This is a genomic window from Enterococcus sp. DIV2449a (assembly GCF_051711225.1).
Lineage (GTDB): Bacteria > Bacillota > Bacilli > Lactobacillales > Enterococcaceae > Enterococcus_D > Enterococcus_D casseliflavus.
Genome location: NZ_JBIOME010000001.1, coordinates 3011487 through 3023715 on the forward strand (window position 1 = coordinate 3011487; position 12229 = coordinate 3023715).

Here is a 12229-nt window from a genome sequence, read left to right on the forward strand (position 1 = left end):
TTTCATCGGATCCCAGCAAGTCACTACTAAACAAATGAAAAAATCGGAATGTCGTTCCGCTGCTTTCATTTGGTTAGTAGGATGCTGCTTACAAGGACCCAAAATTCTTTTTGGCTGCGCTTTTTGATTCACCAGTCAAAAGGCCGCTATTTCGGTGTTTCACTTTTTAGATGGCTCGAGATCACCTGTCAGACTGCATCAGCTGTTTTAGCCGACAATGCAGTCGCAGTGATTCCGCTGCTTGGTTACTACGCTCGCTGCTCTCGCCTAGTAGGTTTCATCATCTGCTCTGTGCGGCTTACGCCGCCCAGTCGCAGTGATTCCGCTGCTTGGTCACTACGCTCGCTGCTCTCGCCTAGTACTATTCATCATCTGCTCTGTGCGGCTTGCGCCGCCCAGTCGCAGTGATTCATAGCAAAAAAGTGAGATTCGGGTTGAACCTCACTTTTCTTTGTTTGATTAACGACGTAATCCTAAAGCTTGGATTAATTCGCGGTAACGTTGTACGTCTTTTTGACGTAGGTAAGCCAATAAGTTACGACGATGTCCAACTTTTTTCATCAACCCACGGTATGAATGGTGGTCTTTTTTGTGCATACGTGCATGTTCGTTCAAATGGTTGATTTCTTCTGTTAAAACAGCGATTTGAACTTCTGGAGAACCAGTATCTCCTTCATGACGTGCAAATTTGTTGATGATTTCGTTTTTGCGTTCTTTTGAAATTGCCATGTTTTTCACCTCTTTTTCTTTTTCCCCTGCGACTGAGTAAAACGTTGGTGATTCGTTAAACCAAGTAACAGGTACTGTGCTTTTCACACGTAATTACTTTACTTGATTCTAAGTAAAAAAGCAAGTTTATCTACCTATTCTTTTCGTTTCTTTTGAAAGCTCCTCCAAAACTTATGTTATACTTAGGATACTACTCTATCTAAAGGAAGTGTAAGGATGAGCGTTCTTTCCCGAATCGAGAGCATGAAAAATGAATTATCGCTTTCTGAGAAGAAACTCTTCGCATTCATGGAGGCCAATCCTGAAAAAGTGCCGTCGATGACTGCGAGTCAATTAGCAGAAGCCACTGGGATCAGTGCACCAACCGTTGTCCGTTTTGCGAAAAAAACCGGCTTTGCTAGTTTGACAGATTTAAAAATACAATTATCTGCCGAATCCGGCTTGCGCCACAATGCCAATGAGCATTTAGGCTATGCCGATGTTGAATTAAACGAGCCCTTTCATGCCATCACCTCAAAATTGAGCCACAATGCCCAGGTGACTATGAATGAGACGGCTCAATTATTAGAAGAACAGCTGATGTTGGCTGCCGCTGAACTGATCGCGACTCGTGAACGCATCTTTGTCTGCGGGATCGGTGCTTCCTCATTGATCGCACAAGATATCCAACAAAAATGGACTCGTTTAGGCAAGATCGTCGTGTTTGAAAATGACTACAATCTCTTGTTGCCGCAACTTGTCAAAAACGAGAAAAAAAGTCTGGTCTGGGTCATTTCCAACAGTGGACACACGCCTGAGATGGTTCACTTAGCCGAAATCGCTAAAAATCTTGGCGTTCCGATCCTGTCACTCACCCGCTTTGGCAGCAACCCGTTGACGAAGTTGGCGGATGTTCCCCTACAAGTGTCCCGTTCCAAAGAAGCCAACCAGCGGAGTGCCGCTACCAATTCAATCATCGCCCACCTATTGGCGGTCGATGTCCTTTTCTATGTCTTTTTAAGTAAAAATGAAAAGTTGGCACGAAATATCTATGCGTCACGCCAAGCCATCGCTGATTTTCGTGAGAAGTATTTGTAAAATGTTCATACCCAAAAGAAATCCGCAGGAACATGTTCCTGCGGTATTTTTGCTTCTAATCGGACACTTTGATCAATCAATGGCATTTTTAGCAGCTACTTCTGCCAACCAAAAACTGGATGCTTTGGGATAACGCTCGAAGTTATTCTTCAAATCTACTCGATAAAAACCATAGCGGTTTTTATAAGCGTTCAACCAGCTCCAGCAATCCATAAAGGTCCACATATGGTAGCCGAAACAAGGTGACCCATCTTCGATCGCGCGATGCAGCTGACGCAAATGGTCTTCAACAAAGGTAATCCGGTACGTATCATTGACCTGTCCCGTGGCGTCCATGAACCGTTCTTCCTCTGACACCCCCATGCCATTTTCGGAAATAAACCATGGCATGTTTTGATAGTCATTCTTCAGACGCATCGCAATATCGTAGATCCCTTCTGGATAGATTTCCCAGCCACGATGAGGATTGATTTTTTTCTCTGGCCAATCGTACCCACGAAACAACTGACGCGGCTCAAAGGGATGGGATGCTGCATTCTGCGGAAGGGGCGCTTGGATCCGCAACGGTTGATAATAATTGCAACCGATAAAATCTACGGTATTTTCACGAAAAATTTCCGCATCTGCTGCCTCATATTCAGGGGTCAATTGATGCTCCTTGAACAAGCTCGTTAGTTTTTCAGGAAATTGTCCATAAACGACACAGTCCAAAAAACTGCGAATATACAAGAGGTCCGCCCATTCAGCGGCTTCTCGATCAGCCGCTTCTTGGCTTTTTGGATAAACAGGTGACAAATTCAAGATGATACAGATTTCTCCATCAGGAAGTGCGAGTTTACGAAACTCAGCAACTGCCTTCGCATGAGCTAGCAAAGTATGATACCCCACTTGGATCGCCCGCTTGAAATCACGCACTTGCGGCCAATGAGCATCTCCGTAATACCCACATTCAATATGCACCAATGGTTCATTAAAGGTCGCCCATTTTTTCACTAAATCGCCGAATTGTTCAAAAGCAGTTTTTGCATAAAATGCAAAATGGTCAACGGATTCCCTGGCTTCCCAGCCTCCTTTCTCCATCAGCCACCAAGGCATGTCAAAATGAAACAAATTAATGATCGGTTCGATGCCTTGATCCAGCATTTCCTGAAAATATGCCCGATAAAACTTTACTGCCGTCTGATTCAATGTTTTTCCGTCTGGTAATAAGCGGGTCCATGCAATCGATGTCCGATAGGAATTTAAGTTCATGGCCTTCATGTTTGCCACGTCTTCACGGTATTGATAGTAGGTATTTGAAGTGTCGCTTGGTCCGACACCATCGTAAAAGCGTGACGGCTCTAACTCAAACCATTTGTCCCATGTAGAGGGACTTTTGCCGTCAACAGCCGCAGCCCCCTCGGTTTGCGGTGCTGACGCGGCCGCTCCCCATAAAAAGTTTTTTGGAAAGTGAATCATTCTTTTGCTCCTTTCTGAGTTACCTGCCACGTACGGTCAGGGTTGGATCGTTGAAATAAAAATCGATACTGCTGACCTGCTGTTTCGACTTCCAGACAAAACGATGCAGTATCTTTCAAAGAAATTGCCAGCTGCTGCAATGATGCTTCATCGATCACGAGTTGAAAAGCTACTTGCCCTTGATTAGGCACCCATACTTTTTGAAAGCCACACAGGACTTTTTTTCTCGGCACATATGCTTTTGTGTACTCTTTTAGATAACATTGAATGACTTCTTTGCCAGAAACTGCAGAATGATTTTCGAGTGTGCCGCTAACGATAATGCCTTCACCTGCATATTCAGCCGAAACCGCGCTGCAAGTAAAAGAGGCATAACTAAGACCATAACCAAAAGAATATACTGGTGCGCCGTTTTGATCGAGGTAGTCTTTTTGAAACGCTGTGTTGCGATAATTATAACAGACTGGCAGCTGTCCAACCGTATCAGGAATAGAAACTGCTAATTTCCCACTAGGAACCGTTTCGCCAAAAAGAATCCGAGCAATCGCTTCCCCTCCATATTGGCCGGGATAGCCAGCGTAAAGCAGTCCATCGAATACTTCTTTCAACGGAGCTAAGCAATGCGGTCGTCCAGAAATCACGATCCCAATCAGCGGCTTTTTCCTCTTCTTCAACGCAAACAGTAAATCCAACTGGCATTGCGGCAAATCGAGGGTAGCTAAGTCGATGTTTTCTCCGCTGGTCATTTCCTGAGATCCCCTTAAGGCGGCGCCGTTCTTGTCAAAATCCGTTGTGAAATCACGGGCACTGGAGCCACCAATCGTCACTAAGATGACATCAGCGTCTTCTGCGATCTGACAAGCCTGCCGTCGTTGCGCCGTTGTTCCATTGGCGATTTCGCAGCCTTTTTCGTAGGCGAAATCCACTTGATGCGTATTTAATTTGGTCAACCCTTCCCAAAGAGTCATACACATTGCTTCCTCCTTAAATGGGGTATAATCCCCCAGCTGATGATACAGCTGTTTAACGTGAGGACCAATGACAGCAATTTTTTGTCGCGTTTTCTTCAAAGGCAAAATGCCATTGTTTTCTAGTAAGACGACGGATTCTTCTGCTAATTTTAAGGAAGCTTGTCGGGCCTTTTCTTTGTCTGGCAATGAAACGTGGGGCGTTGCTTCTTTAAACAAGCCAAGTTTTTCTTTCAAAAGAAGCACACGCCGGACCGCCTCGTCGATAACCGTTTCCGCAATCAATCCGTCAAGGACAGCTTCTTCCAATACAGGGAAAACTTCGTCCCATAAACTAACATCTACACCGCTGGTCAAGGATTTGGCGGCTGCTTGCGAGCGACTTCCCAGCCAGTCAGCAATCCGATCCAACCCACACCCATCAGCCATAACGATTCCCGCAAAGCCACTTTCTTCTCTTAAAACATCTTGCAGCAAATACGCATTGGCATGGCAAGGAACGCCATCTAGATCATTGTATGCAGCCATACACCCCAAAGCCCCAGCAGCAATCCCCGCTTTCATTGGTGGCAGATGAATTTCACGGAATTCCCGATCACCGATCGCCACTGGTCCTGCATTGTGCCCCCCCATTCCTGCACCTTGGGCAGCAAAATGCTTCAACACCGCTAAAACGTTCTGTTTTTCTATCGTTGTTTTTGATCCTTGCAATCCTCTGACGGCCGCTTTGGTAAAGCTGCTGGTTAAAAATGGATCTTCACTGAAACATTCTTCAGTTCGTCCCCAACGCGGATCTCTAGTAATGTCCAATGCGGAAACTAAGCCGACATGGGCCCCTTTTGCTCGAATCTCTTGAGCAGTGATAGTTTGGGCCGCTTGATACAGGTCGGGATTCCAACTAGAACCGACACTAAAATTGACCGGAAATGTCGTGGCTTCCAAACCTTGGTGCCCGTGGGGACACTCTTCACTGAGAAAGGCTGGAATCCCCAACCGAGTGTGCTCCTGCAAATAAGTTTGAATCATAAGGGATAGCTCATAGGACTCCGCGGTCGTCAGGCCTGTTTGCTGATTTCTACCTGACCAAGGATCAGCCCGAAACACGCCGTAGATCCAGCCAAGACTGCCAAAACGAGCTACTTCTTTTTTAAAGGTTTCAGTCAACATAATTTTTCCGTTAGTTTTTTCATAAACTTCCCAACCATACAGACGCTGATTCAGCTGGCCGATTTTTTCTTTCAACGTCATTTGCCGTAAAAGTGTCTCAATCATATGCTTCTCCATTTCTATTTAGTCTTCTAAATAAAGCATGATGGTCTGGATTTCAAATGGCTGGAAATGGATTGTGATGCTTTGGGCATCCAGCGGCTCGATCGGCAGTTCAGCGACGGTTTCTTCCAAAAGATTCGTTAAAACCGCTTTTTTGATTCTTTTTTGGCAACGCAATTGACAGGCGGTGGTTTGATTGTGATATTCGTACAACCGCACGATCAGTGCCTCTTCATCTTCGGCTTTTTTCACCGTATCCAGCAAGACATTCTTTTGATCGACTGCTAGAAAAGCTTCTGTTGATAGTTGTGGCACACCTGGAACGGTTAGAACGGGAACATTCAATGCCAAAGCTTCTTCCATCGTTTGCGCTTCTTGCCAAGTCCCTTCGTGGGCGTACAAGGAGTAGGTAAACTCATGAAAGTCTTGATCCGCTTCTGGATACGGATCGATCGGCGATTTGATCAAAGAAAGCCCGATCTTTTGATAATCCGTATTGAACCCATATTTCGAATCTGTCAAAATACTAACCCCATAATTTCCTTCTGAGAGATCAACCCATTTTTGACCACAGCTCTCAAAACGTGCTTGGTCCCATGTCGTGTTTTGATGCACAGGTCGTTTTACCTGCCCAAACTGAATATCAAATGTCGCTTCCAATGTGTTGACATCAATCGGCAGCAATGCCTTCAGCAGCAATTGATGCTGTTGCCAATCAACCGCTGTTTCAAAATCGATTCTTCCGGTGCCATGATAAAAATGTAGCCATTGGGTAATAAAAGAATCTTCAAACTGACGTTTGATTTTCAAGGTATCACGAATCTCACCTTGCTCAACGACCTCAGTTGAGAGAACTTGCTTCAAAGGATAAGGCTTCTTCTGGTAATAAATATCAATATCCCACGCATCATAATCCATCGGCAGATCTTCATAAGCCACTAACTGATTCAACCGCTCGCCTTTTGGTACGATCTCTCGTTGATACCGTTTGTCAAATAAAGAGATGATGTCAAAGTGTTCGTCAAAAATCACTTTAAAATCAACCGTTTCAAACGATTCCGTCAGCCGCATTGCCACTTGCTTTGATTGAGGCACAGCTGAGACAGGGGTCAGTGTTTTGCAGCTCAAGCCAGCCATGGCGGGAATTTTGACTAAAAGCCGGTCATCATGGGTCCGCTGAGTCGAGTAAGCTTCTTTGACCCCTGTTTGATCGTCTAAATAGACCAGACCCGTCCGCTCTTGTCCCAGCGGATTAAAGACATGCCATGGAGTAGCTTTGGGTGCTTGTGTTTCTGGAAGCAAAGCTTGGATCAGCTCGCAGCCTTTTTCAAAGAGCTGCCGATACTCTTGATCCGTCTGATCATAGACTTCTTTGATCGAGCTTCCCGGCAGAATATCGTGGAATTGATTGAACAGCAGCTGTTTCCAAAGTTGTTCTAATTCAGCTTGTGGATAGCGATTCATCCCACAGATACTATAAAGTTTTTCGATCGTCTGTAAGAAAAATTCTCCTTGGCGATTGGCCTTCTTGTTTTTGCCAATCGAAGTCAGTGTTCCACGATGGTATTCAAAGTACAATTCGCCGTACCAGACCGGGCCAGGTTTTTCCTTAAAAGAATCTGCCAGTCGATCAAAAAAGCCCCCCACATGATTGCCAGTAATCGTCGGCATATCTGGCAGTGTCTTTTGCAGCCGTTTCTGGACTTCTAGCATCTCTTTCGTCGGGCCTCCGCCACCGTCACCGTACCCATAGGCAATCAAAATTTCGTCGTGCTGATCTTTTTGCTGATAACGTTCAAAACTCCCCTTAATCGTATACGGATCTAGCAATCCATTATACGTCGTATAATAATCTCTTGGACTGTATCCTTCACTGATGGTGGTAATAAAATGCGTCAAAACGCGGCTGCCATCAATTCCTTGCCAATAGAAGGAATCATAAGGAATTTGATTGAACTGGTTCCATGACAGCTTCGTCGTCATAAAGTAGGGCGTATTTGTTTTGCGTAAAATTTGCGGCAAGGCGGCTGAATAACCAAAGACATCCGGTAGCCATAAGATGCGGCTATCGACTTGAAATTCCTCTTTCATAAACCGTTTGCCATAAAGGATCTGACGAACCAGCGATTCCCCTGAAGTCAAATTGCAATCGGCTTCTACCCACATCGCCCCGTCAACTTCCCATCTTCCTTCTCGAATTTTTGCTTTGATTGCAGCGTAAAGTTCAGGATAATGGGTTTTCATGGAGAGATACAGTTGTGGTTGGCTTTGAAAAAACGTGTAATCTGGATACTCCTCCATCAATTTCAAGACCGTCTGGAAACTGCGCTCGCCTTTTTCAATTGCTTGCTGCGCCGTCCAAAGCCACGCCAGATCGATGTGGGTATGGCCGACAGCCGTCACCTTTTGTTTTGGTGTATGCGCTGGTAGGTAACACGATGAAAGCAGCTGCTTTGCTTTTGTGAGACTTTCATAGAATGCCGTTGAGTAGGGGGTACGAAAATCCAAGACATTGGCGACTTGACCAAGGACTTGTTGATAAAATGCTTCGTCACCGCCAAACGCACGAATGGCACGCCAACTATCAAACAGCGTATAAAAATCATACCAGACATCATTAACTGCAGGATCCAACGCCAATAAATTGACCTGCAGCGGGAATGGTTTTTCGGATCGGCCGGAGAACAAATCGATCTTCAGTTTGACTTCTTTTTGTAGAAATTGTTTTGTCAATGTAATTTCTCGATGATTGACATCGATGGCTTGGACATAGGTATCGTCCAAATAGATTTTTATTTGGGGATTGGTGGTATTGTCCCACTCTGAAAGGCTTGAGTACACTTGCAGGACACAAAGATTTTCCACCCAGTCAGCGGGAACTTGAAGGCTACCTTGCAATTGGTAATAGGAATTTTTTTCTCCAAAATAGGTCCCTTGCTCATACGGTACCCAAGTCTCTCGTTTTAAAAAAAGTGGGGTTACCGGTTGCTGATGGCGTACGCGGTATTGTTTTAATTTGTATAAAATTTTTCGAATGCGTTCAAACTCATAAGGCTGCATAACTCTCATTTTTCTTTGGACTCCTCTAGCAGATTTTTGAAAAAAACGGGTTGAGATTGATCATCTCGGCCCGTTTTCCACTTATCACTTTATTTAGTTTGCTTTCCAACGGTCATAAGCCGCTTGGTAGACTTCGACGTATTCGTCAATGCCCATTGCTTCGATCGTTTTCACATAGTCGTCCCAATTATCTAACGGTTCGACACCTGTGATAAACTTGGCTTCCATTTGTTCTACATAAGTTGTCAAATCAGTGGCAGTTGCTGCTACCTTATCGTTTTCTTCAATCGTTAAATACAGTAGCGGAAATGGTACTTCAGCGATGTCTTCCATCTTCTCAGCTGTTTCTTTGGCAACCCAATCGTTGAAACGAGTATCCGGTTCTTCATTCGCCGTTTTACGGATATGGTATTCGCCGGTTGTATCGATAACAAGGTTTGGCGTTGTCAATCCGTATGCTGGTGTGATCTTGCCACGTTCGTCTTCGGTATTGTTGGTATCGATGCCGTCTGCATAGACACGAACTTTTTCACCGTCCGCATTTTCTTGGTACTCCCATAAAAACCCTTCTGGTCCTTGTTCGATATATTTTGAGCCTTCTTCTGAATAGAAGTAATCCACCCAGCGCATAGAAGCTTCTGGAGAAGGATTGACATTGGTCAAAGCAAAGGTCCCTCGTGAAATTCTTGGACTACCGGGAATCTTAGCTTCTGGAGCCCATTCAGAAGTCACTGGTTGGAACATTGGATCATTCATAGCCTCTTCCTCACTGCGACCAGTAGTAAAGAAGCTGAAATAGTCGGCAAAAAGCCCAAGTTGATTGTTTTCACCCTTCGCTTTTTTCTGTTCATCTGACTGTCCATAAACTTCTTTATCCAGCAAGCCTTCATCGTACAATGTATTCATATATTCCAAGAATGCTTTGTAGTTTTCTGAAGTCGGTGTGTAGGAGACCACATCATCATCCACTTGGATGCCGCGGGTCCGTAAGCCAAAGGCAGCCATCAACCAAACTCGTGTCGAGTTCATATCAACATCCGTCAATGGGATCTCGTCTGCTTGACCATTGCCGTTAGGGTCTTCGTTTTTAAAACGTGTCAGAAGCTCTTGCAATTCGTCTGTGGTTTTTGGCAGCTCTGATACACCTAAATTATCGAGCCACGTGCCGTTGTACCACATCGGACCTTGCCACCAGATCGATGTCGCATTCCGTGAGATCATCGGCAGAGAGTAGATGTGCCCATCCGGTGTTGTGATCGACTTCAAGATTGAGGGATCTTCTTGCGTCAGTGCATACAAGTTTGGCATGATTTCCGGCGTGATATACTCCTCTAAGGGAAGCAAGATCCCTTGTGAACCGTAATCGATCTCCATCGAAGCAGTCAATGCTTGCGAACCAGCACCGTAAACGATATCCGGTAAATCTCCAGAAGCAAAGGCTAAGTTCAGTTTCGTACTAAAGTCAGCGGATGGCGGTGTCGTATAGGTCAGTTTGATGCCAGTTTTTTCCTGATAATCCTGTAATGTCGGCATGTCTTCCCATTCCGCCAACCCTACACCAGGTGCCATGATATTCAGTGTCAGTTCTTCCCCTTCTTTGATGATCGGAAACTGACTGTCATGATTGATGGCCACTTCTTTCTTTTCCCCAGTACCTTCATCTGAAGAATTACCGCACGCACCTAAGACGAGCATACTGCACAAAGCAACACCTGCTATTCCTAAAAGTTTCTTTTTTACTCTCATTTTCTTCCTCCTTTAAGTTTTTTATCCTTTAATTGAACCAACCATCATGCCCTTGACAAAATACTTTTGTAAGAACGGATAGACGATAATTACCGGTAATGAAGAAACGATCATGACGCCGTACTTGATGACTTGAGCAAGTTGTTGTTTGCTATATAGCATATTCGCCATTTCTGAAGTCACATTATTGACGGTATTTGATGACATATCTTGAAGAATCAATATTTCTCTTAAAATCATTTGTAACGGATACATTGATCGATCAGAAAGATAGATCAATGCGCTAAAAAAGCTGTTCCAATGTCCGACGCCATAGAACAAAGCCATTACCGCAATGATCGGCGTTGATAGTGGTAAAACGATCTGCATGAATAGCCGAAAATCAGAACAACCATCCACAATTGCTGCTTCTTCCATCTCCCGTGGAATCGTGGATTGAAAAAATGTTCGCGTGACAACGACATTGTAAACCGAGACGGCTCCTGGAATCACTAGTGCCCAGACAGTATTCAGCATGCCTAAGCTGCGAATCAACAAGTAGCTGGGAATCAAGCCACCGGACAAGAACATGGTGACCAACATAAAATTGGTGAAGGCGCGTCGCCCATAAAAATCCTCTCGTGATAAGGCGTAAGCGCAAGGTAAGGTCACTAAGAGATTGATCGATGTCCCTAAAACCGTATAATAAATCGTGTTCAAATAGCCACGCCAGATACTGCTATTGCCTAGTAGTGTTCGATAGCCTTCAAAGGTGATTCCTTTTGGCAAAAGCCACATTTCACCAGAGTTTACCAGATGCGGATTTGAGATTGAAGCACTGATGATATAAATCAGTGGATACAAAACGATCAGCAAAGAAATTGCTAAAAACACATAAACAAAGATCAAAAAGATTTTATCAGCACGGGTATCTTTTATTAAAGACGTTGTTTTCACTTTTGGTCCTCCCTTCTACAATAAACTAGAGTTGCTTAAACGTTTGGCGATATGATTGACTACGATCAACAAGACTGAATTGATCAATGAGTTAAATAGGCCGACTGCCGCAGCAAAACTGTACTGCGCATCTAACAGCCCTTGCTGGTAAACAAAGGTCGCAATCACATTCGAGGATTGCATATTCAAAGGATTCTGCATCAAGATGATTTTTTCAAACCCAACTGACATCAAGCTGCCGAAGCTCATGATCAATAAGATCACCATCGTGGGCATGATCGTTGGAATATTGATATACCAAACGCGTTGCAGACGAGAAGCGCCATCGATCGTTGCCGCTTCGTGCAGTTGCGTATCAACTCCAGATAGGGCTGCCAGATAAATCACAGACCCCCATCCCGTTCCTTGCCAAACGCCCGACAGTACATAAATCGTTTTAAACCAGCGGGGATTGGTCATAAAGCTGATCCGCTCGAAACCCAAAAATTCTAATAGGTGATTGATGATCCCTGTTGAGGGAGATAAGAAAGCAATGACCATACCTACCATGACCACCACAGCAATAAAGTTTGGAGCATACGTGACTGTTTGGGTAATTTTTTTAAACGGGCCGTCTTTGATCTCATTCAAAGCCAATGCCAGGATGATCGGCAGCGGAAAACCGACAACCAATGAATAGATACTGATTCCTAAAGTATTTTTGATGAGTTCCCAAAAATAATAGGAATCGAAGAAACGTTGAAAATGTTTAAACCCAACCCAAGGACTGCCCATAATCCCTAATGAAGGCATATAATCCTTGAATGCAATAATGATTCCATACATCGGTCCATACGAGAAAATCAAAATAATCAAAAACGCTGGCAACACAAACAAGTACAATTGCCGATTTTTCTTGATCTTCATTTTTATATCTTGTTTCTTTGTTTTAGGTACTGAAACGGTTTGTCTGATTGGCGCTGTTTCCATTCTTCCTCCTCCTTGCT

Annotated in this window: 8 protein-coding genes; 1 reads left to right on the plus strand and 7 read right to left on the minus strand. The window is 44.3% G+C overall.

All coding sequences use genetic code 11. The features are described 5' to 3' along the window. Positions 1 to 459: 459 nt before the first annotated feature. Entirely contained in the window at positions 460 to 729 is a 270-nt protein-coding gene (rpsO, locus tag IGI76_RS14315) for a 30S ribosomal protein S15 (protein WP_005228072.1), read from the minus strand. A gap of 216 nt (positions 730 to 945) precedes the next feature. On the opposite strand from rpsO, the gene IGI76_RS14320 reads away from it, so the two are divergent. Beyond that, a complete protein-coding gene (locus tag IGI76_RS14320; protein ID WP_005228070.1) occupies positions 946 to 1806 on the plus strand; it encodes a MurR/RpiR family transcriptional regulator in 861 nt (286 codons plus the stop codon). A 72-nt stretch (positions 1807 to 1878) separates the two neighbouring features. Here the strand turns inward: IGI76_RS14320 and IGI76_RS14325 are convergent, their stop codons facing one another. The 6 genes from IGI76_RS14325 to IGI76_RS14350 all read right to left on the minus strand — a co-directional run bounded on the left by IGI76_RS14325 (position 1879) and on the right by IGI76_RS14350 (position 12212). Further along, entirely contained in the window at positions 1879 to 3264 is a 1386-nt protein-coding gene (locus tag IGI76_RS14325) for a glycoside hydrolase family 1 protein (RefSeq protein WP_086295747.1), read from the minus strand. Next, the gene (locus IGI76_RS14330; protein ID WP_060791526.1) at positions 3261 to 5516 is read right to left on the minus strand and encodes a glycoside hydrolase family 3 N-terminal domain-containing protein; all 2256 of its coding nucleotides are present in this window, start codon (positions 5514 to 5516) and stop codon (positions 3261 to 3263) included. The genes IGI76_RS14325 and IGI76_RS14330 overlap by 4 nt, the downstream gene beginning before the upstream one ends. 6 nt (positions 5517 to 5522) lie before the next feature. Further along, complete coding sequence (locus tag IGI76_RS14335) at positions 5523 to 8570, minus strand: alpha-mannosidase (RefSeq protein WP_121260720.1); 3048 nt, start codon at positions 8568 to 8570, stop codon at positions 5523 to 5525. A gap of 84 nt (positions 8571 to 8654) precedes the next feature. Beyond that, entirely contained in the window at positions 8655 to 10307 is a 1653-nt protein-coding gene (locus IGI76_RS14340; protein ID WP_015510400.1) for an extracellular solute-binding protein, read from the minus strand. A 21-nt stretch (positions 10308 to 10328) separates the two neighbouring features. Continuing rightward, the gene (locus IGI76_RS14345) at positions 10329 to 11243 is read right to left on the minus strand and encodes a carbohydrate ABC transporter permease (RefSeq protein ID WP_015510401.1); all 915 of its coding nucleotides are present in this window, start codon (positions 11241 to 11243) and stop codon (positions 10329 to 10331) included. 15 nt (positions 11244 to 11258) lie between these two features. Beyond that, positions 11259 to 12212, minus strand: a complete 954-nt coding sequence (locus IGI76_RS14350; protein WP_005228058.1) for an ABC transporter permease — start codon at positions 12210 to 12212, stop codon at positions 11259 to 11261. Positions 12213 to 12229 lie beyond the last annotated feature (17 nt).

Excerpts from the sequence above, each read along its gene's own strand:
- rpsO (WP_005228072.1), bottom strand. The coding sequence starts at position 729 with ATGGCAATTTCAAAAGAACGCAAAAACGAAATCATCAACAAATTTGCA.
- IGI76_RS14320 (WP_005228070.1), top strand. The coding sequence starts at position 946 with ATGAGCGTTCTTTCCCGAATCGAGAGCATGAAAAATGAATTATCGCTT.
- IGI76_RS14325 (WP_086295747.1), bottom strand. The coding sequence starts at position 3,264 with ATGATTCACTTTCCAAAAAACTTTTTATGGGGAGCGGCCGCGTCAGCA.
- IGI76_RS14330 (WP_060791526.1), bottom strand. The coding sequence starts at position 5,516 with ATGGAGAAGCATATGATTGAGACACTTTTACGGCAAATGACGTTGAAA.
- IGI76_RS14335 (WP_121260720.1), bottom strand. The coding sequence starts at position 8,570 with ATGAGAGTTATGCAGCCTTATGAGTTTGAACGCATTCGAAAAATTTTA.
- IGI76_RS14340 (WP_015510400.1), bottom strand. The coding sequence starts at position 10,307 with ATGAGAGTAAAAAAGAAACTTTTAGGAATAGCAGGTGTTGCTTTGTGC.
- IGI76_RS14350 (WP_005228058.1), bottom strand. The coding sequence starts at position 12,212 with ATGGAAACAGCGCCAATCAGACAAACCGTTTCAGTACCTAAAACAAAG.